The sequence below is a fragment of the Bradyrhizobium arachidis genome, assembly GCF_024758505.1.
Taxonomy (GTDB): domain Bacteria; phylum Pseudomonadota; class Alphaproteobacteria; order Rhizobiales; family Xanthobacteraceae; genus Bradyrhizobium; species Bradyrhizobium manausense_C.
This window is the reverse complement of sequence record NZ_CP077970.1, coordinates 6,532,678-6,555,681: the sequence shown is the minus strand read 5'-3', so window position 1 is coordinate 6,555,681 and position 23,004 is coordinate 6,532,678. Positions and strand designations below refer to the sequence as shown.

The window sequence follows — 23,004 nt, the reverse complement described above, 5'->3', positions numbered from 1 at the left end:
GGTCGGCGAGACCGCGATTCCGCGCTGCGACAGCCTCCAAGTCGTTCTTTTCGCCCGGCCTGCAAGAGACAAGCTTCGGCCTTCTTGCTAGATTCGGGGGCATGAGCATGTCCCTCCACCCCGACACGCCCCGGGCCGGGGCGCTGCCTGAGGCGGCGCCGGGCAGCGATGCGTCCGGGGTTGGGGCGGGGCCGCGGATCCGCACCCGCCTGTTCGCCAAATATGTCGCCCTGTTCGTGGCTGTCGTGGCCGTGGCGCTGCTCGCCAACGGCATCTTCGAGGTTTTCTTCTATTATCGCGAGCACAAGGCCGCGCTGATCCGGATCCAGCACGAGCAGGCCGAGGCGGCCGCCGCCAAGATCGGTCAGTTCGTCAAGGAGATCGAGAGCCAGCTCGGCTGGACCACGCAGCTCCCCTGGTCGGCCGGCTCGCTCGAGCAGCGCCGGTTCGACGCGCTGAGGCTGTTGCGCCAGGTGCCGGCGATCACGGAACTCGCCCAGGTCGATTCGAGCGGCAAGGAGCGGCTGCGCGTCTCGCGCCTTGCCATGGATGTCATCGATAGTGGCGCCGACTTCTCGAAGGATCCGAAATTCGCCGAGGCGGTCGCCCGCAAGGTTTACTACGGTCCGGTCTATTTCCGCCGGGAGTCCGAGCCCTATATGACTCTGGCGCTGGCGGGCACGCGCAAGGACGCCGGCGTCAGCATTGCAGAGGTGAATCTCAAGCTGATCTGGGACGTCGTCTCCCAGATCAAGGTCGGCGAGCACGGCCATGCCTATGTGGTGGGGCCGGAGGGGCGCCTGATCGCGCATCCCGATATCAGCCTGGTGCTGCGCAACACCGACATGTCCAGGCTGGTTCAGGTGCAGGCGGCGTTGGCCTTGCAGGCAGCGATTGCGGCGCAGGCAGAGGAGGCAGCCGCAGCGCAAGCGGCGCAGACCGCTTCCGGGGGGCGCGCAACGCCGCTGCCAACACCGCCGCGGGTTGCGACGACGGACGGCAGCGCGGACTCCCTGCAGGGGTCGCTGAACATCCAGGGCCAAGAGGTGCTGACCGCGTCCGCCCCTATCGCGCCGCTCGGCTGGACCATGTTCGTGGAATTGCCGGTCGAGGAAGCCTATGCCTCGCTCTATGCCTCGCTGCAGCGGCTTGCCATCGTGCTGCTTGCGGCGTCGATCTTCGCCGTGCTCGCCGGCATCTTCTTGGCGCGGCGCATGGTCGGCCCGATCCAGGCGCTGCGCACCGGCGCCGAGCGCATCGGCGGCGGCGACTTCTCCCAGCGCATCTCGATCAAGACGGGGGACGAGCTCGAAGGGCTCGCCAATCAGTTCAACGACATGGGCGCGCGGCTGCAGGAATCCTATGCCAACCTGGAAAAGAAGGTCGAGCAGCGCACGGCGGAGCTCACCGAGTCCCTGCAGCAGCAAACAGCAACGTCCGAGGTTTTGGAGACGATCAGCTCATCAGCCGGCGAACTTACTCCCGTTTTTGACAAGATGCTGGAAAATGCGACCCGCATTTGCGGAGCAAAGTTTGGGACGATGACGTTGTACCAGGATGGCGGCTTTCGCACGGTCGCGCTTTACAACGCTCCACGGGAATACATCGAAACCCAGCTCTACAAGCTCATCCGGCCGCATCCGGAGAGTGGACTTAGTGTCGTCGAAAGAACGCGGCAAACTGTTCAGATCGAAGATCTTAGAACGGAACCGCCTTACCTTGACGGTCATCCAAACGTCCGTGCACTCGCTGATCTTGCTGGCGCCCGCACGTTGGTGATTGTGCCCATGCTCAAGGAAGATCAGTTGGTCGGCTCGATCACGATTTTTCGACAAGAAGTAAGGCGCTTTACAGATAAGCAGATCGAGTTGGTCGCCAACTTCGCCAATCAGGCCGTCATCGCCATTGAGAATACACGGCTGCTGAATGAACTGCGCGAGCGCACGACCGAGCTGTCGCAATCACTCGACGACTTGCGCACCGCGCAGGACCGCCTGATCCAGACCGAGAAGCTCGCCTCCCTCGGACAGCTCACCGCCGGCATCGCTCACGAGATCAAGAACCCGCTGAACTTCGTCAACAATTTCTCGTCCGTATCGACCGAGCTGATCGACGAACTCCACGAGGTGCTGGAGGCGGCAAAGCTCGACGACAAGACCAAGGAGGAGGTCGACGAACTCACCCACATGCTCAAGGGCAACCTCGAGAAGGTCGTGCAGCACGGCAAGCGTGCCGACTCCATCGTCAAGAACATGCTGCTACATTCGCGCGAAGGCTCGGGCGAGCACCGCGAGGCCGATATCAACGCGATCGTCGAGGAAAGCCTCAATCTCGCCTATCACGGCGCGCGCGCCGAAAAGTCGGGCTTCAACATTACGCTCAAGCGCGATTTGGATCCGGCGGCGGGCATGCTCGACATCTATCCGCAGGAGATCACCCGCGTATTCCTCAATCTGATCTCGAACGGCTTCTATGCTGCGACCAAGCGCAAGCAGCACGAAGCCAGCGGTTTTGAGCCGACCCTGAGCGCGTCGACCAAAAGCCTCGGCAACAAGGTCGAGATCAGGATCCGCGACAACGGCACCGGCATCCCGCCCGAGGTGAAGGAGAAGATGTTCAATCCGTTCTTCACCACCAAACCGGCGGGCGAGGGGACGGGGCTCGGGCTCTCCATGAGCCACGACATCGTCGTGAAACAGCACGGCGGTACGATCGAGGTGAAGACCGAGCCGGGTGCATTTACCGAATTCATCATTACGCTGCCGCGCATGCTGGCGGCACAAGGCAATACCGGAGGCAGGAATTGAACGTTTACATCCTCGTCGTCGACGACGAGCCGGACGTTGAAACGCTGTTCCGACAGCAGTTTCGGCGGGACCTGCGTTCGGGTCGATTCCAGATGGAGTTCGCGCCCTCCGCGCCGGCGGCGATCGAGCGCGCAACTGATGTCCGCGACCCCTCGCTGGTCCTGATTCTGTCCGACATCAACATGCCCGGCATGAGCGGGCTCGAGATGCTGCCAAAAGTGCGCGCCGAGCGGCCGGACGTTCCCGTCATCATGATCACCGCCTATGGCGACGCCGAGACGCGCAAAAAGGCGATCGAGCGCGGCGCCGACGGGCTCCTCACAAAGCCGATCGACTTCGCCCTGCTGCGGCAGGAGATCGACTCGAGGCTCGGGCAAGCCGCATGACCGCGACCATCCTCGTTGTCGACGACGAGCCGGATCTGGAGGCGCTGGTGCTCCAGAAATTCCGCAGGCAGATTCGCGACGGCGTCGTCAGCTTCGTATTTGCGCATGACGGCGTCGAGGCACTGGAGTCGATCGCGGAGCATCCGCATGTCGACATGGTCGTCTCCGACATCAACATGCCGCGGATGGACGGATTGTCCCTGCTTGCGAAGCTGCAGGAGGCCGAGGACAAGAAGTCGACCATCATCGTCTCGGCTTATGGCGACATGAGCAACATCCGCACCGCCATGAACCGCGGTGCGTTCGACTTCCTGACCAAGCCGATCGATTTTGCCGACCTGGAGACCACGATCCAGAAGACCATCCGCCATGTCGAGATGCTGCGCGAGGCGCGGCGGCGCCAGGCGGAGGCCGAGCGGGCGCATGCCTCGCTGTCGCGCTATTTCTCGCCTGAGATCGCCAAGCGCCTTGCCTCGCACGGGGAGAGCAACGGCATGGAGGTGCAGTGGCGTGAGATCGCCACCATCTTCACCGACATCACCGGCTTCACGACGCTGGTCGAAAGCGCGGCGCCAGAGACGCTCGGCGAGTTGCTCAACGAATATGTCGGCGGGATGACCGAGATCGTGTTCGAGCACGAAGGCACCGTCGCCAAGATCATCGGCGATGCGATCCAGGTGCTGTTCAACGCGCCCGGCGATCAGCCGGACTTTGCGACGCGGGCGGTTGCCTGCGCGCACGACCTCGACGCCTGGGCCGAGGGCTTTCGCGAGCGCTGGAAGGCCAAGGGCGTGGACTTTGGCGCGACCCGGATCGGGGCGCATGCCGGGCCCGCGCTGGTCGGCAATTTCGGCGGCAACCGCTTCTTCGATTACACGGCCTATGGCGATACCGTGAACACGGCCGCGCGGCTCGAAGCCGCGAACAAGCACCTGGGCACCCGCATCTGCGTCAGCGCCAGCATCGCGAAGGGGGCTGAAAATTTCCGCGGCCGTCCCGTCGGCGATCTCGTCCTGCGCGGCCGCAGCGAGCCCCTGCGGGCGTTCGAGCCATTGAAGGCCGAGAAGTTCGATGCACCCGCGACGGCGCAATATTCGGAAGCTTTCGCCAAGCTGGAATCCGGCGACGTGGCCGCCATGCCCGCATTTGCCGCGCTGGTCGGCATGCATGCCGACGATGCACTGGCCGGCTTCCATCTGAAGCGCCTGCTCAACGGCGCCAAGGGCGTCCGTATGCAACTGGAATAGGGAATTGGAAATGACGCGCGAGTTTACGGCCGGCAATTATCGCTTCATCCCCTCGGTATTCCAATATTCGGCTGGCGCGTGCGCCGATCCCGGCTACGAAATCGAGCGCGTCCGCTTCGACCGCTGGCTGCCGCTCGCCGAGGGCTTTGCACGAGCGGCAAAATTCATCCAGGAGGCGGGGCGGCCGCTGACGGCGTTCTGTGCCTGCGAGCTGCGCTCGCCGGCCGCGTTCACCGAAGAAGGCTTTCGCGCCTTCAACCTGCACTACGTCAAGACGCTGTCGGAATGGGGCATCTTTGACGGCACCACCAATCCGGTGGCGCGCAGCAATGTTTGCCCCGAGCTCGACCCGCCGAGCGAACCGTCGTTCTACGCATTCTCCTTCACGCGGCCCTCGCGCTCCAGCACACCGACCTTCGTGATTGCTGGCGGGGCCGAGGCGCGCGAGGGGGCTGGCAGCTATGTCGAGCGCACCGTGCGCTATCGCGACCTGAGCCCTGATGCGATCAAGGAGAAGGTGCGCTTCACGACGTCGCAGATGGAAAACCGCATGGCGGCGTTCGGCTTTGGCTGGAAAGACGCCACCGGCGTCCAGGCCTATTCGATCCGCGACTTCCATCATGCGCTCGCCGACGAGCTGGTCCGTCGCGGCGCGCTGCGCTCCGGCCTGACCTGGCACTTTGCGCGGCCGCCGGTGGTCGATCTCGAATACGAGATGGATTGCCGGCGCGTGGTGCGGGAAGCGGTGATCTAGGGTGTGTACTCATAAGTTCGTCGCGTCCGCTTTGCTCTTAGAAGGCGACCTTGAAGCCGACATGGCCGCATGTCGGCCTTGGGGCCAACACCGGAAGTGGGCCGGGCCTATTCGATCGCCCCGTCGGCGTGCGCAAGGAGTTATGCCGACTCTTCTAAGCTAACGACGCCCGCGGCACCCAATCTGGCGATCAAGTCGCACCACATTTGTGGGCTCGCCGGAATCGTTCGCCAATTTCGGCGCGCGACGACGCAGGAGGAAGGAAACGCCGCAAAGCGTCTCCTTCTTCCACACGACGCGGCAGATGAAGATTCCGGAATGGCCGTCGAACGACAGCACAAATTCGTTGGCAAATATATAGTACGGCGCGGAGATGCAGGCCCCCAAGGCGCTGATATCGCGCACCATGCATGGATGAGTCCCACGAATTTCATCAAATGACAGCAGCGCCGCCCGGTTGATCGGTATGCGCTTCATTGCACGACGTTCGATCATGGCGAGATGCTCCAAATGGGAAGGCAACTCCATCGAACGACCGCAGCGATTGCGATCGCGCTTTACGAAGTCAGTTTCCCGGTCCCGCCGACGCCCGGAAAACAGCCGCAACGTTGATCTGTGCGGCTTAGGCTAACAAGCAGTATTATTGTCTTATTAAAATTGGATCGGAGTTGGTGGTTAATTCGGACGCTTGACGCCGACCTTTCAAACGGACGTTCGTGCTTTCGAAGCGGGAGGTCGACCTCACCACGATAGCGATTTGCCGGACGTGTCAAGTTATTTTCGTAAAATCCGCAATCATTCGTGCCGGCGAACCGGCTACTGTGCATGGGGTTGTTTTCGACATTTTTGTTGTCCGGCCCCGGAAGCCCATGGCCGGACCCAAATCCACCACGCGCTTTAGCGCTGCCGCGGGTCGAGCGCGTCGCGCAGGCCGTCGCCGAGCAGGTTGAGCGACAGCACCACCAGGAAGATCGCAAGGCCCGGCCAGATCGCCATCCATGGCGCCTGGGTGAGGAAGCGCTGTGCGGCGTTGAGCATGCTGCCCCAGGATGGCGCCGGCGGTTGCTGGCCGAGGCCGAGGAACGATAGCGCGGCTTCCGCGATGATCGCGGCCGCGATCGACAGCGTCGCCTGCACCAGGAGTGCGGGGAGAATGTTCGGCAGGATGTGGGAGAGCGCAATCCGCCAGGGCGGATTTCCGAGCGCACGCGCCGCTTCGACATAGTCCTCGGCCTTGACGCTCAGCACCTGGCCACGGGTGAGGCGGATGAAGATCGGCGTTGCCGAGATGCCGATCGCGATCATGGCGTTGCCGAGGCTCGGTCCCAGGAATGCGGCAAGCGCAATTGCCAGGATCAGGAACGGGCAGGCCAGCATCGCATCGGTGATCCGGCTGATCAGCGCATCGGTGAAGCCGCCGCGATAGCCGGCGAGCAGGCCGAGCGGCACGCCGATGCCGAGCGCGATCGCGACCGAAATGGCGCCAGCGAGCAGCGAAGCGCGCGCGCCATAGACGACGCGGCTCAAAATGTCGCGGCCGAGTTCGTCGGTGCCGAACCAGTGCGACGCCGTCGGCGACTTGCGGACCAGGCCCCAGCTCGTCGCGATCGGGTCGTAAGGCACGATCAACGGCGCCAGCAGCGCAAGCAGGATGAAGGCCGTGAGCACCACGAGCCCCAGCACTGCGGCCTTGCGCTTGAACAGGCGCCGCCGCGCCCGGCGCGCCGGGCTCTCCAACTCGTGGATGTCGATGGTGGGGGCGGCTGACAGTGCGGCGTCGGTCATGGCCTAGCCCCGCAGCCGTGGATTGACGAGGATGTAGGCGATGTCGGCGATCAGATTGAGCGTGATGTAGATGGTCGCCGTGACCAGCACCACGCCCTGCACCACCGCATAGTCGCGGTTGAAGACGGCATCGACGATCAGCTTGCCAAAACCGGGAATGGAAAAAATCTGCTCGGTGAGGACGGCGCCGGACAGCAGCGTTCCCAGTTCCAGCGCGCCGAGCGTGATGACGGGCGTCAGCGCGTTGCGCATGGCGTGCTTGAGGATGACTGTGCGCTCCAACAGGCCTTTTGCGCGGGCGGTGCGGACGTAGTCGCTCTCCAGCACCTGCAGCATCGCGCTGCGCGTGTGCCGCATCAGGATCGCGGCGATGGCGTTGCCGAGCACGAAGGCGGGCATGATGGTGGCGGCAAGGCTCGCGCGCCAGTTTTCGGTGGGCGGAACATAGCCCGACGCCGGCAGCCAGCCGAGCTCGATCGAGAACAGGAAGATCAGCATGATGCCGAGCCAGAAGTTCGGCGTCGAGATGCCCCACAGCGCGAACAGGTTCGCGCCCCAGTCCCAGGCCGAGCCTTTCTTGACCGCGGATATGATCCCGGCGGGAATGCCGATGAAGAAGGCGATCAAAATCGCCATCGAGGCAAGCTGCAACGTCACCGGCAGCTTTTGCGCAATCAGATCGCGCACCGCCATCTTGTTGCGCAGCGATTCCCCGAAATCGCCTGATAGCACGCCCTTGACCCAATAGACGTACTGCACGGGCACCGGCTGATCGAGCCGGTATTGACGGCGGATCTGCTCGATCACGGCCGGGTCGCGCTCCTCACCCGCCATCACCAGCGCCGGATCGCCCGGCAAGAGTTGCTGGAGCGAAAAGATCAGCACCGACACGAAGAACAGCGTCGGCACGATCTGCGCAAGGCGGCGGGCGAGGAAGTTCAGCATGATGCCGCTCGTGTCCCGGGCGCGGCGCAGCGTGCAACGATGCGCCGCAGAACCGGGACCCAGGTAACTGCAATGGGTCCCGGATCAGCAATGCACCGCTGACGCGCTGCATCGCATCCGGGACACGAAATCTTCGCCGCGTTCGTCACTTCAGCTTCAGCCCGATGACGCGCACCAGCCCGTCCGGCATCTGCCTGTAGCCTTCGAGCTTCGTGCTGTGCGCGATGATGATGCGGCGATGGTAGAGGTAGAGGAGCGGCTCCTCCTCCTGCACCAGCTTTGCCAATGTCTCATAGGTTGCCTTGCGCTTGACAGGGTCGGTGACGAGCCGCGCCTCCTGGAGCGCCTTGTCGGCCTCCGCATTGTTCCACGCGCTGTAGTTCTGCGGAGCATTGCTGTGCAGGAAGATAAACGAATTGCCGTCCGGATCGACGCGGCCGCTCCAGGCCAGCATATAGGCCTGAAAGTCGCCGGCCTCGGCCTGCTTCAGGCCGGTCGCGAACTCGGTGACGCGGATCTTCATGTCGAAGCCGGCTTCTGATGCCATCGACTGGATCACCTGCGCTGGCGTTTCGGTCTCGGCGCCCTTCGACACCAGGAAGTCGACACTGACCGGCGGCGTGACGCCCGCTTCCTTCAACAGCGCCTTGGCCTTCGCTACGTCGCGGGCCCGAACGGGGAAGGCCTTTTGGTAGTAGGGATGATCAGGATTGACCCATTGATTGCCGGTCTGGAATTCGCCGTTGAACACGACCTGGTTGATGGCGTCGCGGTCGATCGCAAGATCGAGCGCCTGCCGCACCTTGGCGGACTGGCTGAGTGGGCCCTTGGCCTTGTCCTTGCCGATATTGAGCGTGACGCCCTGATAGCCGAGTTCGATCGCCGTCGCGACCTTCAACCGGGAGTCCGACCGTACCTCCTTGAGGTCGGTGGCCAGCACGCGCTCGATCAGGTCGAGCCCGCCGGACTTCAAATTGGCGAGCCGCACCGTGGCATCGACGATCGGCTGGAACACGATGCGGTCGATGAAGACGTTGTCCTTGTTCCAGTAGTCGGAAAACTTCTCGAATACGATGCGGTCCTGCTGGACCCGCTCGACGAATTTGTAGGGACCGGCGCAGACCGGACGCAGCCCGAACTTGTCGCCGGCTTCCTTCGCGGCCTTCGGCGATACCATCATTCCGGCGCGGTCGGTGAGTTGCGCGAGCAGCGGCGAGAACGGCGACTTCAGCACCAGCCTGACGGTGAGGGGATCGATCACCTCGACACGATCGACCGAGGCGAGCTCAGGCTTGCGGAACGAGCCGGGGAAGGTGAGGTGCCTTTCAATCGAGAACTTTGCGGCTTCCGCGTTGAACGGCTCGCCGTCGTGGAATTTCACGCCGGGGCGGAGCTTGATGACCAGGGCCTTGCCGTCGTCGTCGGTCTCGCTCGACAGCGCGAGCTGCGGCACGATGTTGAGCTTCTCGTCGATGTCGAACAGCTTGTCGCAGAACGACGAGAACACGATGCGGCCGACATAGGTGCGCGCCATTGTGGGATCGAGGATGTCGGGGTCTTCCGCGAGCCCGATGCGGAGCGTGGTCTGGGCTTGGCCGGCCGCACCAAGTGACAGCAACAATGCGGCGGCCGTGGCGGCGAGGCGAAAGTGTTTCATCGGACAGTCCCCTTAGCTTCCGCTACGTCGCGGGTGGCGTTGCACCTTGTATACCAACCCCGGAGGCCTCAGCGCCTTCCGTCTTTTGGCTGAAAGCCGCGACCAATTTTGCAAGCGCGGGCGAGAACCCGCCGCCTTTTGGGAGGATCGCGCCGGGCGGCGGCAGTTCCGCGACCCGATGGCAGGCGGCGGCGTGACCGGTGCTGTCGGCGACGAGCATTGGCTCCTCGCCGCGGCAGCGGTCGACCACGAAGGGGCAGCGGGTGTGGAAGCGGCAGCCCGAGGGCGGATTGAGCGCGCTCGGCATCTCGCCCTGAAGCAAAATCGTGCTGCGCTTGGCTTGCGGTTGAGGCAATGGGATCGCGGACAGCAGCGCGCGGCTGTAGGGATGGCGCGGGGAAGCGAACAGCGCGTCGGCCTCCGCCGTCTCGACGATGCGCCCGAGATTCATCACCGCGACGCGGTCGGCGATGTGCTTGACCACCGCGAGGTCATGCGAGACGAAAATATAGGCAAGGCCGAGCCTGTCCTGGAGCTCACGCAGCAGGTTCAGGATTTGCGAGCGGATGGAGACGTCGAGCGCCGAGACCGGCTCGTCACAGATGATCAGCTTTGGCTCGACCGCGAGCGCGCGGGCAATCGCGATGCGCTGGCGCTGGCCGCCGGAGAATTCATGCGGATAGCGCCGCGCCAGCCGCGGCTCGAGCCCTACCAGCCGCAACAGCTCCTCGACGCGCTGGCGACGCTGCGCGGCCGGCAGGAGATCGTGCAGGGCAAGCGGCTCGGTCAAGATCTGGCCGACGGTCATGCGCGGGTTGAGCGAGGCATAAGGGTCCTGAAAGATGATCTGCGCCTGGCGGCGGAATGCACGCAGCGCGCCGGCATCGAGTGCAAGCAGATCGCGGCCGTCGAAGCGGATTGAGCCGGCGTCCGGCTCGATCAGACGCAGCACCAGGCGGCTGACGGTCGACTTGCCGCAGCCGGACTCGCCGACCAGCGCCAGCGTCTTGCCGGATTGAAGCGAAAAACTCACGCCGTCGACGGCTTTGACATGCGCGCGTGGGCGGCCGAGCAGGGAGCGTTCGGCGACGAAGTGCTTGACCAGGCCCTCGACATCGAGCAGCGCCATCACGACACCAGACGTTCGAGCGGCGCGCGGATGCAGCGCGACAGATGGCCGGAGCTGACGTCGGCGAGCGGTGGTGGCGCCTTGGTGCAAGCTTCCAGCGCGAACGGGCAGCGCGCGGCAAAACGGCAGCCCGTTGGCGGCTGCGCCATGTTCGGCACCATGCCTTCGATGGTCGCAAGCTGCTCGGCACGATGGTCGAGCCGTGGGATCGAACCGAGCAGGCCGACCGTGTAGGGATGCTGAGGCGCTGCGAACAGCTCATCCACCGGCGCGCGCTCCACGATCTCGCCGGCATACATCACCGCGACCTCGTCGCAGACCTCGGCGACGACCCCGAGATCGTGGGTGATGAGAATGATGGCGGCGCCGCTCGCCGCCTTCAACTCGCGCATCAGCTCCAGGATCTGCGCCTGGAGCGTGACGTCGAGCGCCGTGGTCGGCTCGTCCGCGATCAACAGGCGCGGATCGCAGGCCAGCGCCATCGCGATCATCACGCGCTGGCGCATGCCGCCGGAGAGCTTGTGCGGATATTCGTCGATTCGCCGCTCGGGCGAGGGGATATGGACCCGGCGCAACAGCTCGATTGCGCGCTCTCGCGCGCTGCGCCGTGAGCCGCCGCGGTGGCGAAGGATCGTCTCGACGATCTGGTCACCGACGGTAAAACTCGGATTGAGCGAGGTCATCGGCTCCTGAAAAATCATGGCGAGCCGATTGCCGCGCAGGTCGCGCAGGGTTTGGTCGGGTGCCTGCAGCAGGTCAAAGCCGTCAAAGCGGATGCTGCCTGTGACCTCCGCGCTCGTCTTCGGCAGCAGCCCCATGATCGCGAGTGACGTCACGCTCTTGCCGCAGCCGGATTCGCCGACGATGCCGAGCGTCGCGCCATTGGCGACGCTGAGGTCGATGGTGTCGACCGCGTGAGTGACGCGGCCATCGTCGCCGTGGAAGCGGACGCGCAGGCCCTCGATCTCGATCAGCGGTCCGGCCGTCATGATTGTTCTGTGCGCGCCGCGGCGATGCGGGCGTCGATGACGCTGCGGTCGGTGCTTCCGGCCGGATTCTGTCGCGTCGGCAGTGAGCTTCGGAAGTGGACCCAGAGCTCGTGGCTGACCTGCTCGAGGCGTTCGAGCTCGGCGAGCGGATCGGGATGGTCGTCGGCGCGCAGGTCGAGCGCCGACCACTCCTCCTCGCCATGGATCAGGAGTGCGGCCGATTGCTTGCCGCGCTTGTCGCCGCCGGCCGCTTCGCCACCGCGCATCGCCGCGAGCAGGCGGCGCGGGAAGGGCAGGCTGTCGTTGGCAATGTACGTCTTGGCCGTCTCGTCGAGGACGTCGGGACCCGCGAGCATGTTGCCGGCGATGGAGAAGCCGCTGCCCGAGAGATGGCCGCACCATTCTGTGCAGTCGCGCCCCGTATGTGCAGCAATTGCGCCGCTGGCGTCCATGATGTGGATCTGCCGGCTTTCGCGGCCGTCATCGGTTGCGAGCAACGCGGCGAGAACATCCTGCGCGTTCAGGCCTTCGCGCAACAGTTTGACGCCGTCGATGCCGTAATAGGGGTTGACGAAGGCTTGCGTCGCGATGGCGCCGAGGCCCGCGGCGATGAACGGCACGCGCGCGCCGACGGCAAAGAATTTGGTCGCGACCGCGATGCCGAGCTGGCCTGTCCTGCTGTCTCTCGCGATGATCGACCAGGTCATAGCGTTTGTCCGTTAGCGTCCTGCCGCGTAGCCCTGCATGCCGCGCGGATTGGCGGCGGCACGACGGCGCACGCCGACGCGCGAGGCTGCGGTCAGGCGGCCCTCCGACCAGTCGGGGCCGACCTCGACGATGTGCCCGCGTGCGCGCAGGGTCTCGATCGTCGCCTTGGGCACGCGGTTCTCGACCACGAGCACGCCGGGGCGAGCCGTACGCGGCCAGAACGAGATCGGGAAATGCTCGGAGTGCCAGGCCGGCGCGTCGATCGATTCCTGGAGATTGAGGTTGCAGTGGACGTGGCGCAGGAAGAACTGCGTGATCCACTGGTCCTGCTGGTCCCCGCCCGGCGAGCCCCAGGCCAGATATGGCTCGCCGTCGCGCAGCGCCATGGTCGGCGAGAGCGTGGTGCGCGGCCGTTTGCCGGGTGCGAGCGCTCCCGGATGGCCTTCATCGAGCCAGAACATCTGCGCCCGGCTGCCGAGACAAAAGCCGAGTTCGGGAATGACGGGCGAGGATTGCAGCCAACCGCCCGACGGCGTCGACGAGACCATGTTGCCCGCCTTGTCGATGATATCGAAATGCACGGTGTCGCCGCGCACCTCGCCGAAACGGCCGACCGTGGGTTCGCCGGCGCCGAGCGCGCCGACCGCTTCGCGTTGCCCTTCGGCGCGGCGCAGCTTGACCACGCCGCCAAAGCCCTCGACGGAGCCGGGACGGAATTCGAGCGATGCCTTGTCGGTGACGAGCTTGCGGCGTTCGTCGTTATATGCATCCGACAGCAACGTCGTGATCGGGATTTCGCTGAAATTTGGATCGCCGTAAAACTTCTCGCGATCGGCAAAGGCGAGTTTTGCGCATTCGATCTGGAGATGGATGAACTCGGCTCCCGTGGGGTCGAGCCCGTCGAGCGCAAAGCCCTTGAGCAGCGCGAGCTGTTGCAGCGTCACCGGGCCCTGGCTCCAGACGCCGGCCTTGCACACGGTGTAGCGGCCGTAGTCGTAGGTGAGGGGTGCCTCGACCGTCGGCTGCCAGCGCGCCATGTCGTCGGCGGAGAGCACGCCGCGGTGCGGTGAGCCGCTGACGTCCATCACCTCCTGGGTGCGGCAGAACTTGTCGATGGCTTCGGCCACAAAACCCTGCGACCAGGCTTTTCGCGCGCGCTCGATCTCGGCGTCACGGCTGCCGCCTCCGCTCTCGGCTTCCTCGAGGATGCGTGCATAGGTCTCAGAGAGCGTCTTGTTGGTGAAGAGCGTGCCGGGCTTGGGCACTTCGCCATTGGGCAGATAGACCGCGGCCGAGGTCGGCCAATATTTTCGGAACAATTGCTCGACGGTCTGGATGGTGGCGCTGGCGCGCTCGACCAGCGGGTAGCCGTCGCGCGCGTATGATATCGCGGGCTCCAGCACATCGCGCAGGCGCAGCGTGCCGTAGTCGCGCAGAAGCATCATCCAGGATTCGAAGGTGCCGGGGACGCAGGCAGCTAACAGCCCGGTGCCGGGCACCATGTCGAGCCCCTCGCTCCTGTAATGCGCGATGGTGGCGCGGGCCGGCGCCGGACCCTGGCCGCAAATCACCTCGGTGCGGCCGCGTTTGACGTCATGCACGATAACAGGCACGTCGCCACCAGGGCCGTTCAGATGCGGCTCGACCACCTGCAACGTGAAGGCGGTCGCGACACCGGCATCGAAAGCGTTGCCGCCTTTTTCCAGAATGCCCATGCCAACAGCCGTGGCGATCCAGTGCGTGGAGGCGACGACCCCGAACGTGCCCTCGATCTCGGGCCGGGTCGTGAAAGGATCGGGATTGATATTGGCCATGTCAGTTCGCTTTTCTTAATTTCGGCGCGCGCAATTGATCACAGGCGGAGCCTGCTGCCAATTGTTCCCAAAGCATGGCACGGGCGCGTCACGCCGGGACCGGCGCGGTGTTGACGGCATGGCAGGCGACGCCGTCGATCAGCCTTGGCGCCTCCTTGCGGCAGAGGTCGAAGGCCAGCGGGCAGCGCGGATTGAAGGCGCAGCCGGGCGGCGGATCGATCGGGTTCGGGATCTCGCCCTTCACGGGGATGCGCTGCCGGCCGGACATTGCCAGATCAGGCACCGCCCCCAACAGCATCTTGGTGTAGGGCATGCGGGGACTGGCGAACAATTCGCGCCCCTCGGCGATCTCGACGATCCGGCCGAGATACATCACACCGACGCGGCTCGCCATGTGCCTGACCACGGCGAGGTTGTGGCTGATGAACATGTAGGTAAGGCCGAACTTGTCCTGAAGATCGCGCATCAGGTTCAGGATCTGAGCCTGCACGGAGACGTCGAGCGCCGAGGTCGGCTCGTCACAGACGATGAACTCGGCGTCGGACGCCAGCGCGCGCGCGATCGCGATACGCTGGCGCTGACCGCCGGAGAACTCATGCGGATATTTGAGCCGGTCGTCGGGATGCAGTCCGACGAGGCTCAGCAGTTCGCCCACGCGGGCCTGGATGTCGCGCTCGCCCTGGATCAGGTCGAAGGCGCGGATCGGCTCGGCGATAATGGCGTCGACCCGGAAGCGCGGATTGAGGCTCGCATAGGGGTCCTGGAAAATCATCTGGATGCGACGGCGCAGGCGCCGTCGCGCGGGGGCCTGTTTCGGATCAGTCATCGAGACGCCGTCGATCAGCACTTCGCCCGAACTCGGCGGCAGCAGCCCGACGATCATCCGCGCCACCGTGGTCTTGCCGGAGCCGGACTCGCCGACCAGCGCAAACGTCTCGCCCTTCCTGATCTCGAAGGTGACGCCGTCCACGGCCTTGAGATATTCGAGATGCCCGCCTTCCAGCACGCGGTTGAGCCACGGTTTTGAGACGTCGAAGACGCGGCGCAGGTCTTTGGCCCGGACGAAGGGTGCGCTCATGCCGCGTTCTCCGCGGGTGCCGTGTCATAGAGATGGCAGGCGACGGATTGCGTGCCCTGGCGCAGCGGCTCGGGGCGATCGACCCGGCAGCGGTCGAAGGCAAAGGCGCAGCGCGGATTGAAGGAGCAGCCGCGCGGAATCGCCGACAGGCGTGGCATTGAGCCGGGAATCTGTACGAGCCGCTTGTCCTCGCCCGCGAGCGTCGGGATCGCGCCCATCAGGCCCTTGGCATAGGGGTGCAGCGGATTCCTCACGACGTCCTGCACCGGGCCGATCTCGGCGACACGCCCGGCATACATCACCGCGACGCGGTCGGAGGTTTCCGCGATCACCCCCATGTCGTGGGTCACGAGCATCACGGCGGTGCCGTGGTCGCGGCCCAGACGCTTGATCAGTGAGATGATCTGCGCCTGCACGGAGACGTCGAGCGCGGTGGTCGGCTCGTCGGCGATGATCAGCTCGGGCTCGGCGCAGATCGCAAGCGCGATGACGACGCGCTGGCGCATGCCGCCGGAGAATTCGTGCGGATAGCCGTCAATGCGTTTTTCCGGCGCGGGGATGCCGACCTCGGCGAGCAGGTCGATGGCGCGGCGGCGCGCGGCCGTTTCGGACAGGCTGAGATGGGTGCGGATTGTCTCCACGATCTGGTCGCCGACCCGATACAGCGGATTGAGCGAGGTCAGCGGATCCTGAAAAATCATGCCGATGCGCTTTCCGCGCACGCGCCGCATCTCTTCCGGCGGCAGATTGTCGATACGCCGGCCCGACAGATGGATTTCGCCGCCGGCGATGCGGCCGGGCGGATCGATCAGACCGATGACCGCTAGCCCGGTCACGGACTTGCCGGCGCCGGATTCGCCGACCACGCCCAGCACCTCGCCCTTGGCGATGTCGAAGGAAACGCCGTCGATGGCGCGCAGCGTGCCGCGGCGCGAGGCGAACTCGACCTGAAGATTGCGCACGGAGAGAACGGTGTCGGTCATGAGCGAGGCAACTTCATCGGAGTTTGGGATTGAGCGCGTCGCGCAGCCAGTCGCCGAGCAGGTTGATGGAGAGGATCAAGGCGGCGAGCGCCAGGCCAGGGAAAGCGACGATCCACCATTCGCCGGCGAACAGATAGTTGTTGCCGATCCGGATCAGAGTGCCGAGCGAGGGCATTGTGTCGGGCAGGCCGACGCCTAGGAAGGACAGGGTCGCCTCGGTGATGATGGCAAGCGCGAGGTTGATCGTGGCGATGACCAGGATCGGGCCCATCGTGTTCGGCAGGACATGCCGCACCATGATCTTCGGTGCGGGCAGGCCGATCAGCTGCGCGGCTGCCACGTAGTCCTTGTTCTTCTCGACCATCACGGAGCCGCGCACCGTCCGGGCATACCCCACCCAGAAGCTCAGCCCGATCGAGATCACCAGCACCACCAGCATGCTGTTGGCATCCAGCCTGTTGCCGAGGATCGATTTTGCGATGCCATTGACCAGCAGCGCGATCAGGATCGCGGGGAAGGTGAGTTGCACGTCGGCGATCCGCATGATCACGCCGTCGACCGCGCCTCCGAAATACCCGGCGATCAGGCCGAGCGCGATGCCGAGCGCGCCGGCGAAGATCACGCCGGCCACGCCGACGGCGAGCGAGATACGCAGCCCGTAGAGGATGGCGGAGAACACGTCGCGGCCCTGCTCGTCGGTGCCGAGCAGGAACGGGCTCTGGCCGTCGGCGGTCCAGAGCGGTGAGATCCGCGAGTTCATCAATTGCAGCTGCGCCGGATCGAACGGGTTCTGCACCGCGAGCGCGGATGCAAAGATCGCGAGCAGGAAGAACAGCACGGTGATGGCCGCTGCCACCATGGTCAGCTTGGAGCGGCGGAACGAATGGAAGATGTCGCTGTCGAGCGCGCGGCTGAGCCAGCCGCGGGCGGCATGCGTCGGCAGCGCGTTCGGCTTGTCGGAATTGGAGGCGATGGCGTCGGACATGCAGGGCTGCCTTATGCGGCGCGGCCGACGGTCGAGCGCAGGCGCGGATCGACCACGGTGTAGAGGATGTCGACCACCAGATTGATGGTGACGAAGATGAGCGAAACCATCAGCAGGTAGGCGGCCATAATCGGGATATCGACGTTTTGCACGGCCTGCACGAACAGAAGTCCCATGCCCGGCCATTGGAACACGGTTTCGGTGATGATCGAAAATGCAATAACCGAGCCAAACTGAAGTCCGGCCACCGTGATCACGGGAATGAGGGTGTTCTTCAGCGCGTGGCCGAAATGGACGGCGCGGGTGGTCAGCCCCCTTGCGCGGGCGAAGCGGATATAGTCGGTCCGCAGCACTTCCAGCATCTCCGCGCGCACGAGCCGCATGATCAGGGTCATTTGGAACAGGCCGAGCGTGATCGAGGGCATGATCAGCGCCTTCAGGCCCGACAGCGTGAGCAGGCCGGTGGTCCACCAGCCGAGCTTGATCACCTCGCCGCGGCCAAACGAGGGCAACCAGCCCAATGTCACCGCGAACAGATAGATCAGGAGGATGCCGATCAGGAAGGTCGGCAGCGAGATGCCGATCAGCGAAACGGCCTGGAATAGTTTGGCGAGCACGGTGTCGCGCTTGAGCGCCGAATAGACGCCCATCAGGATGCCGAGCACCATTGCAAATACGGTCGCGCAGACTGCCAGTTCCAGCGTCGCCGGCATACGCTCCATCAACAGCGTCGCGACCGGCTGGCGGAACTGATAGGAGACGCCGAACTTGAATTGCGCGGCATCGGCGAAATAGCGCACGAACTGCACCGGCACCGGATCATCGAGGCCGAGCGACTTGCGCACGACTTCGCGTTCGGCCGCCGACGTGTCGATCGAGACGATCTGGTTGACGGGGTCGCCGGCGAAGCGGAACATCGAGAACGCGATGATGCCGACGGCGAACATGACGCCGATGGCCTGGACGGCGCGGCGAAGAGTGAAAGCGAGCATTCCTTCCACTTTCCTTGAATGTGTCTGGCGACGTCTTTGTCAGCCGGAAAAGGAAAGGTCCCGGAAGCCTGACGCTGCCGGGACCCTGTGTTCAACTGACGCTAATCCTTCTTTGTCGCCCAATGGAACATGACCAGATTGTCGGCACGTTGCGGCAGGTTGACCTTTTTCGATACGCCCCAGGCCAGTGCCTGCTGGTGCAGCGGGATGTAGGACCAGTCCTTGATGCCGATCGCGTAGGCCTCCTTGATCAGCTGGTTGCGCTTCTCGGTGTCGGTTTCGACGAGCACCTTGTCGGTGATGGCGTCGAACTCCTTGTTGCAGTAGCCGCCGAGATTGGCCTCGCCCCGCGAGGATTTCGCATCGTCGCGGCAGCCCATGATGTCATTGAGCACGTTGTGGGAATCCATCGTGCTTGGCGTCCAGCCCAGCAGGAAGAACGAGGTCTGGTAGTTGCCTTGCTTCAGCACCTTGGCGAAATACTGCGCCTTGGGCTGTGCCAGGAGATTGATCTTGACGCCGATGCGGGCGAGCATGCCGACCACGGCCTGGCAGATCGCGGCGTCGTTGACGTAGCGGTCGTTCGGGCAGTCCATGGTGACCTCGAAGCCGTCGGGATAGCCGGCTTCGGTCAGCAGCTTCTTGGCTCCATCAGGATCGAATTTCGGGCGCGTGAAGCTCTTGGATAGTGCGAACAGTTCGGGCGCGATCATCAGCGCCGACGGCGTCGACAGACCGCGCATCACGCGCGTCTTGATCAGCTCGATATCGATCGCCTTGTAGAAGGCTTCGCGGACGCGGACGTCCTTGAACGGGTTCTTGCCCTTGACGTTGGAGTAGAGCAACTCGTCGCGGACCTGATCGAAGCCGATGAAAATGGTGCGCAGCTCAGGCCCCTTCAGCACCTGGGCGTTCGGGCTTGAATCGACGCGGGAGATGTCCTGGATCGGCACCGGCTCGATGACGTCGACTTCGCCCGAGAGCAGCGCGGCGACGCGGGTGGCATCGGAGGAGATCGGGGTGAAGATGATCTCCTTCAGGTTACCTTCGACCTTGCCCCAGTAATTGGGGTTGGCCTTGAACACCGTCTTCACGCCGGGCTGATGGCTTTCGATGGTGAAGGGACCGGTGCCGTTCTCGTGCAGCGAGGCGTAGCTCGGCGTGGTCGCCGCCACCGGCGTCGGATCGACGACGTTGTTCTCCTCGGCCCATTTCTTGTCCATGATGTACCAGACGTCCCACGCATTATGCAGGATGGGATTGGGCGAGGGCAGGACGAAATCGACGGTGTAGTCGTCGACCTTGACGACCTTGACGTCGGCCGCAAGGCGCGTCTGCATATTTGAGCCCTTCTTGCGGACGCGGTCGGCCGAGAAGACGACGTCGTCGGCGGTGAAGGGGTCGCCGTTGTGGAATTTCACGCCCTTGCGCAAATGGAAGCGCCAGCGGGTCGGCTCCGGAGTTTCCCAGCTCTCTGCCAGCGCCGGAATGATCTTGAGGTCCTTGTCGCGCGCGGTGAGGCCTTGATAGACGTGGCCGAGATGGGCGTGGGTGGTGCTCTCGTTGAGGGTATAGGGATCGAGCGACTTCAGGTCACCCTGGTTGGCATAGCGCAGCGTCTGGCTGGACGCCGGCGAAACCGTCAACGCAAGCATACCGGCGAGCGTCGCCGCAAACACACTTCGACCGACTGACATTCTTGACCTTCTCCGCTCTGCTACGCCGGTGATTTTTGGTTGTCGGCGGAGCTGATTAATCCATGTTGCCCAGAGTTCTCGACCCGTGCAAGCGCGATTCCAGCAAGGAACGCACCAACTTGCGCCGCTGTGCAGCAATGCTGACCTGTAAGGTTTAGAGGCAGAGCCGAGCGCGCGACATTCGACTTTCGCCGTGCGGAATGAAGGGGTGGGAGCGACGCTGCCGGCCATCGATCACCGGTTGGGTGGCACATGCCGGAGGGCACGATTTGATTGACCATATCCGGCAATTGGGGGGAGGGCCGCCTGCGGCCGGCATCAGGTCGCTTGCGTCGCACCACAACTCGCGGTGATACTGTGTCACGCCGCTCGAATCCGCTTTTGGAGGGGACATGAAGGTTAACATCGAAATCGACTGCACCCCCCTCGAGGCGCGTCAGTTCTTCGGCCTGCCCGATGTGATGCCGATGCAGACCGCCGTGATGGACAAGCTGCAGCAGCAGATGATGTCCAACATCGATAAGGTCTCGCCTGAATCGCTGCTGCAGAGCTGGTTCACGTTCGATCCAAAACTCGCCGAACGGTTCCAGGACATGTTCATCACCATGGCGGGCCTGGGCGGGACGCGCAGCAGCGACAAGAAGAAATAATGCCGTCGGACTCACACGAAGCGCGGGCCTCGAGCCGGCTTCGTCCGCCGAGCCTCGGCCTCATGCTTGCGGAGGCGCGGGGGCTGTTCGAGCTCAATGCCAGCCTCGTTCTGTCGCCATTGCTGATGCGCGCGCCGCGGGGTGACGGTCATCCCGTGCTGGCGCTGCCCGGCTTCCTCGCCAGCGATCTTTCGATGGTGCCGATCCGCCGCTATCTCCGTGAGCTCGGCTATGACGCCCATGCCTGGCGGATGGGCCGCAACCTCGGCGGGCTTGCGCGTATCCGTGACGCGCTGCGGGCCCGTCTTGCCGAGATCCATCAGGAGACGGGGCGCAAGGTCAGCCTGATCGGATGGAGCCTCGGCGGCGTCTATGCCCGCGACCTCGCGCTCCAGGCGCCCGACATGGTTCGCTACGTCGTCACGCTCGGCAGCCCCTTTGCCAACGACGTGCGGGCGACCAATGCGACGCGGCTCTACGAAGCGCTGTCGGGCGAGCGGGTCGACGACTATGTCGAGCTGCGCGACGCGATCGCCGGCGAATTGCCGGTGCCGTGCAGCTCGATCTATTCCCGCAGCGACGGCATCGTGAACTGGCGTACCTGCCTGTTGCATCCATCGGAGCGGGCCGAGAACATCGAAGTGCTGTTCGCCAGCCATATCGGCCTCGGCGTCAACCCGGCGGCGCTCTGGGCGGTGGCCGATCGTCTGGCCCAGCCCGAGGGGGAGTTCTGGCCATTTGACCGGGCGGGCCCGTTTGCCATTGCATATGCCCCGCCGGACCCTACAGTACCGGCTTGAGAAGAGGCGCCGGAAAGGCGCCCATTGAGATTTTTCGGGAGGGAACTATGGCTGACGGTAAGAAGCTGTCGTCACTGGACGCGTCATTTCTGTATCTGGAAACGCCGGAAATGCCGATGCATGTCGGAAGCATGGCGATCTTCCGCCTACCCGACGACTACAAGGGCGACTTCTTCGAAGACTTCAAGGCGATGATCGTCTCGCGCTTGCACATCGCGCCGATCCTGAAGGCGCGGCCGGAAAAGGCGCCGCTTGACATAGATCATCCCTCCTGGGTCGAGGACGACCAGTTCGACATCGACCGCCACATCTTCCGTGCCAGCCTTCCGGCGCCGCGCGACCGCGCCACGCTCGAGCGCATCGTCGGCTGGATGCATGCAAAGCTCTTGAACCGTGCCCGCCCGCTCTGGGAGTTCTACGTGTTCGAGGGCATGAAGAACAACGAGGTCGGCCTCTATTCCAAGATGCACCATGCCGCCATCGACGGCGGTGCCGGTGCGGCGCTGACCAGCATGATCTACGACATCTCGCCGATCCCCCGGACGGTCGAACCGCCGACGGCCGGCGCCAAGACCGGACAGGAGCCGCGCGACATCGCGGCCAATCTGCTCGATTCCTACCAGCAGCTTTTCAGCCAGCCGCTCGACGCGTCGGCGGCGGCGAAAAATCTGCAACTGCCGCGCACCGGCAAGAGCGACATCGGCTCGATCCTGTTCGACAATGCGATGTACCAGATCGAGAGCGCGGTGCGCTTCGCCGGCAACATCCCGACGGTGCTCAAGAGCGTCTCGGACGTGCTCGGCAAGGTCGCTGATCCCAATTCGCGCGAGAGCCTCGCGAGCATGGTGTCGCCGCCGACCATTCTCAACAAGACGATCTCGTCCGAACGCAGCTTTGCCGGTGTCTCGATCTCGCTGTCGCGCTCGAAGGCGCTCGCCAAGCGGGCCGGCGGCAAGCTCAACGACGTCGTGCTGGCGCTCGCCTCCGGCGTGGTCCGGCGCTACCTCAAGCAATATGGCACGCTGCCGCCGAAGTCGCTGACCGCGGCGGTGCCGATCTCGCTGCGCGAGGAGGGCAACACCGAAGCCAACAACCAGGTGTTCGGCATGATCTGCTCGATCGCCACCAATATCGACGATCCCAAGGCGCGACTGGAGGCGATCATCGCGCAGTCGACCAAGTCCAAGGAGATGTCGCATCCGCTGCGCGCGCTGATGCCGCAGGTCTCCAATATCTCGATGCTCGGCGCGCCGATCATGGTTCAGATCCTGGCTCTGCTCTACAGCCGCTCCAACCTGTCGGACGTGCTGCCGCCGGCCGCGAACATCACGGTCTCCAACGTGCCGGGGCCGCGGCAGACGCTGTATGCCGCGGGCGCGGAGCTGTTGCACATCTTCCCGGTGTCGATCTCGACCCACGGTCAGGCGCTCAACATCACCGTGCAGAGCTATCGCGATCAGCTCGATTTCGGTTTCATCGTCGGCGCCAACATCATCCCGCATGTGCAGGTGATGTGCGACATGCTGCCGGAGGAGTTCGCCGCGCTGGAGGCGGCCTACGACCCGCCGGCAGCCGACATCAAGGGCGCCGCCGAATAG

Annotated in this window: 20 protein-coding genes; 7 read left to right on the top strand and 13 right to left on the bottom strand. The window is 64.3% G+C overall.

Going from position 1 to position 23,004, the window contains the following annotated elements:
• The first annotated feature begins 101 nt into the window (after nucleotides 1-101).
• Genes KUF59_RS30280 through cnbZ form a run of 4 tightly spaced genes read left to right on the top strand, consistent with a single transcriptional unit; the run spans nucleotide 102 to nucleotide 5,194 of the window.
• Complete coding sequence (locus tag KUF59_RS30280) at nucleotides 102-2,807, top strand: ATP-binding protein (RefSeq protein ID WP_212455848.1); 2,706 nt, start codon at nucleotides 102-104, stop codon at nucleotides 2,805-2,807.
• Complete coding sequence (locus KUF59_RS30275; protein WP_212455847.1) at nucleotides 2,804-3,193, top strand: response regulator; 390 nt, start codon at nucleotides 2,804-2,806, stop codon at nucleotides 3,191-3,193. The genes KUF59_RS30280 and KUF59_RS30275 overlap by 4 nt, the downstream gene beginning before the upstream one ends.
• The gene (locus tag KUF59_RS30270) at nucleotides 3,190-4,440 is read left to right on the top strand and encodes an adenylate/guanylate cyclase domain-containing protein (RefSeq protein WP_212455846.1); all 1,251 of its coding nucleotides are present in this window, start codon (nucleotides 3,190-3,192) and stop codon (nucleotides 4,438-4,440) included. Before KUF59_RS30275 ends, KUF59_RS30270 begins: the two co-directional genes overlap by 4 nt.
• 10 nt (nucleotides 4,441-4,450) lie before the next feature.
• Nucleotides 4,451-5,194, top strand: coding sequence for a 2-amino-5-chloromuconate deaminase CnbZ (cnbZ, locus tag KUF59_RS30265; RefSeq protein ID WP_212455845.1), 744 nt, complete (start codon nucleotides 4,451-4,453; stop codon nucleotides 5,192-5,194).
• A gap of 159 nt (nucleotides 5,195-5,353) precedes the next feature.
• Here the strand turns inward: cnbZ and KUF59_RS30260 are convergent, their stop codons facing one another.
• From KUF59_RS30260 to KUF59_RS30200, 13 genes are all read right to left on the bottom strand, one after another.
• Entirely contained in the window at nucleotides 5,354-5,689 is a 336-nt protein-coding gene (locus KUF59_RS30260) for a PilZ domain-containing protein (protein WP_212455844.1), read from the bottom strand.
• A 402-nt stretch (nucleotides 5,690-6,091) separates the two neighbouring features.
• A complete protein-coding gene (locus KUF59_RS30255; RefSeq protein ID WP_212455843.1) occupies nucleotides 6,092-6,979 on the bottom strand; it encodes an ABC transporter permease in 888 nt (295 codons plus the stop codon).
• A 3-nt stretch (nucleotides 6,980-6,982) separates the two neighbouring features.
• Complete coding sequence (locus KUF59_RS30250) at nucleotides 6,983-7,924, bottom strand: ABC transporter permease (RefSeq protein WP_212455842.1); 942 nt, start codon at nucleotides 7,922-7,924, stop codon at nucleotides 6,983-6,985.
• A gap of 145 nt (nucleotides 7,925-8,069) precedes the next feature.
• Complete coding sequence (locus KUF59_RS30245) at nucleotides 8,070-9,581, bottom strand: ABC transporter substrate-binding protein (protein ID WP_212455841.1); 1,512 nt, start codon at nucleotides 9,579-9,581, stop codon at nucleotides 8,070-8,072.
• Between the two features lie 22 nt (nucleotides 9,582-9,603).
• Nucleotides 9,604-10,710, bottom strand: coding sequence for an ABC transporter ATP-binding protein (locus KUF59_RS30240; RefSeq protein WP_212455840.1), 1,107 nt, complete (start codon nucleotides 10,708-10,710; stop codon nucleotides 9,604-9,606).
• Nucleotides 10,710-11,699, bottom strand: coding sequence for an ABC transporter ATP-binding protein (locus tag KUF59_RS30235; RefSeq protein WP_212455839.1), 990 nt, complete (start codon nucleotides 11,697-11,699; stop codon nucleotides 10,710-10,712). Before KUF59_RS30235 ends, KUF59_RS30240 begins: the two co-directional genes overlap by 1 nt.
• On the bottom strand, nucleotides 11,696-12,406 hold the full coding sequence (locus tag KUF59_RS30230) for a DUF1028 domain-containing protein (protein WP_212455838.1): 711 nt from the start codon (nucleotides 12,404-12,406) through the stop codon (nucleotides 11,696-11,698). The genes KUF59_RS30235 and KUF59_RS30230 overlap by 4 nt, the downstream gene beginning before the upstream one ends.
• A 12-nt stretch (nucleotides 12,407-12,418) precedes the next feature.
• Nucleotides 12,419-14,221: a gamma-glutamyltransferase family protein gene (locus KUF59_RS30225; RefSeq protein ID WP_212455837.1), complete on the bottom strand. Its 1,803-nt coding sequence runs from the start codon at nucleotides 14,219-14,221 to the stop codon at nucleotides 12,419-12,421.
• A gap of 88 nt (nucleotides 14,222-14,309) precedes the next feature.
• Entirely contained in the window at nucleotides 14,310-15,299 is a 990-nt protein-coding gene (locus KUF59_RS30220; RefSeq protein ID WP_212455836.1) for an ABC transporter ATP-binding protein, read from the bottom strand.
• The gene (locus tag KUF59_RS30215; protein ID WP_212455835.1) at nucleotides 15,296-16,282 is read right to left on the bottom strand and encodes an ABC transporter ATP-binding protein; all 987 of its coding nucleotides are present in this window, start codon (nucleotides 16,280-16,282) and stop codon (nucleotides 15,296-15,298) included. The genes KUF59_RS30220 and KUF59_RS30215 overlap by 4 nt, the downstream gene beginning before the upstream one ends.
• A gap of 13 nt (nucleotides 16,283-16,295) precedes the next feature.
• A complete protein-coding gene (locus KUF59_RS30210) occupies nucleotides 16,296-17,267 on the bottom strand; it encodes an ABC transporter permease (RefSeq protein ID WP_212455834.1) in 972 nt (323 codons plus the stop codon).
• 11 nt (nucleotides 17,268-17,278) lie between these two features.
• Nucleotides 17,279-18,259 carry an ABC transporter permease gene (locus KUF59_RS30205; protein ID WP_212455833.1) on the bottom strand — a complete coding sequence of 327 codons (981 nt, stop codon included), beginning with the start codon at nucleotides 18,257-18,259 and terminating at the stop codon, nucleotides 17,279-17,281.
• Between the two features lie 101 nt (nucleotides 18,260-18,360).
• Nucleotides 18,361-19,956 (bottom strand): ABC transporter substrate-binding protein, encoded by a 1,596-nt coding sequence (locus tag KUF59_RS30200; RefSeq protein ID WP_212455832.1) that lies wholly within the window; start codon nucleotides 19,954-19,956, stop codon nucleotides 18,361-18,363.
• Nucleotides 19,957-20,348: 392 nt separating this feature from the next.
• On the opposite strand from KUF59_RS30200, the gene KUF59_RS30195 reads away from it, so the two are divergent.
• From KUF59_RS30195 to KUF59_RS30185, 3 genes are read left to right on the top strand one after another with little or no spacing between them, the layout of a single operon-like run.
• Complete coding sequence (locus KUF59_RS30195; protein WP_140981208.1) at nucleotides 20,349-20,606, top strand: DUF6489 family protein; 258 nt, start codon at nucleotides 20,349-20,351, stop codon at nucleotides 20,604-20,606.
• Entirely contained in the window at nucleotides 20,606-21,406 is an 801-nt protein-coding gene (locus KUF59_RS30190; RefSeq protein ID WP_212455831.1) for an esterase/lipase family protein, read from the top strand. The genes KUF59_RS30195 and KUF59_RS30190 overlap by 1 nt, the downstream gene beginning before the upstream one ends.
• A gap of 47 nt (nucleotides 21,407-21,453) precedes the next feature.
• On the top strand, nucleotides 21,454-23,004 hold the full coding sequence (locus KUF59_RS30185; protein WP_258767290.1) for a wax ester/triacylglycerol synthase family O-acyltransferase: 1,551 nt from the start codon (nucleotides 21,454-21,456) through the stop codon (nucleotides 23,002-23,004).

What these genes read in the sequence shown, in the direction of transcription:
- KUF59_RS30225 (WP_212455837.1), bottom strand. Translation starts at nt 14,221, where the DNA reads ATGGCCAATATCAATCCCGATCCTTTCACGACCCGGCCCGAGATCGAG.
- KUF59_RS30185 (WP_258767290.1), top strand. Translation starts at nt 21,454, where the DNA reads ATGGCTGACGGTAAGAAGCTGTCGTCACTGGACGCGTCATTTCTGTAT.
- KUF59_RS30240 (WP_212455840.1), bottom strand. Translation starts at nt 10,710, where the DNA reads ATGGCGCTGCTCGATGTCGAGGGCCTGGTCAAGCACTTCGTCGCCGAA.
- KUF59_RS30205 (WP_212455833.1), bottom strand. Translation starts at nt 18,259, where the DNA reads ATGCTCGCTTTCACTCTTCGCCGCGCCGTCCAGGCCATCGGCGTCATG.
- KUF59_RS30200 (WP_212455832.1), bottom strand. Translation starts at nt 19,956, where the DNA reads ATGTCAGTCGGTCGAAGTGTGTTTGCGGCGACGCTCGCCGGTATGCTT.
- KUF59_RS30235 (WP_212455839.1), bottom strand. Translation starts at nt 11,699, where the DNA reads ATGACGGCCGGACCGCTGATCGAGATCGAGGGCCTGCGCGTCCGCTTC.
- KUF59_RS30230 (WP_212455838.1), bottom strand. Translation starts at nt 12,406, where the DNA reads ATGACCTGGTCGATCATCGCGAGAGACAGCAGGACAGGCCAGCTCGGC.
- KUF59_RS30215 (WP_212455835.1), bottom strand. Translation starts at nt 16,282, where the DNA reads ATGACCGACACCGTTCTCTCCGTGCGCAATCTTCAGGTCGAGTTCGCC.
- KUF59_RS30210 (WP_212455834.1), bottom strand. Translation starts at nt 17,267, where the DNA reads ATGTCCGACGCCATCGCCTCCAATTCCGACAAGCCGAACGCGCTGCCG.
- cnbZ (WP_212455845.1), top strand. Translation starts at nt 4,451, where the DNA reads ATGACGCGCGAGTTTACGGCCGGCAATTATCGCTTCATCCCCTCGGTA.
- KUF59_RS30245 (WP_212455841.1), bottom strand. Translation starts at nt 9,581, where the DNA reads ATGAAACACTTTCGCCTCGCCGCCACGGCCGCCGCATTGTTGCTGTCA.
- KUF59_RS30255 (WP_212455843.1), bottom strand. Translation starts at nt 6,979, where the DNA reads ATGACCGACGCCGCACTGTCAGCCGCCCCCACCATCGACATCCACGAG.
- KUF59_RS30220 (WP_212455836.1), bottom strand. Translation starts at nt 15,299, where the DNA reads ATGAGCGCACCCTTCGTCCGGGCCAAAGACCTGCGCCGCGTCTTCGAC.
- KUF59_RS30195 (WP_140981208.1), top strand. Translation starts at nt 20,349, where the DNA reads ATGAAGGTTAACATCGAAATCGACTGCACCCCCCTCGAGGCGCGTCAG.
- KUF59_RS30280 (WP_212455848.1), top strand. Translation starts at nt 102, where the DNA reads ATGAGCATGTCCCTCCACCCCGACACGCCCCGGGCCGGGGCGCTGCCT.
- KUF59_RS30270 (WP_212455846.1), top strand. Translation starts at nt 3,190, where the DNA reads ATGACCGCGACCATCCTCGTTGTCGACGACGAGCCGGATCTGGAGGCG.
- KUF59_RS30250 (WP_212455842.1), bottom strand. Translation starts at nt 7,924, where the DNA reads ATGCTGAACTTCCTCGCCCGCCGCCTTGCGCAGATCGTGCCGACGCTG.
- KUF59_RS30260 (WP_212455844.1), bottom strand. Translation starts at nt 5,689, where the DNA reads ATGATCGAACGTCGTGCAATGAAGCGCATACCGATCAACCGGGCGGCG.
- KUF59_RS30190 (WP_212455831.1), top strand. Translation starts at nt 20,606, where the DNA reads ATGCCGTCGGACTCACACGAAGCGCGGGCCTCGAGCCGGCTTCGTCCG.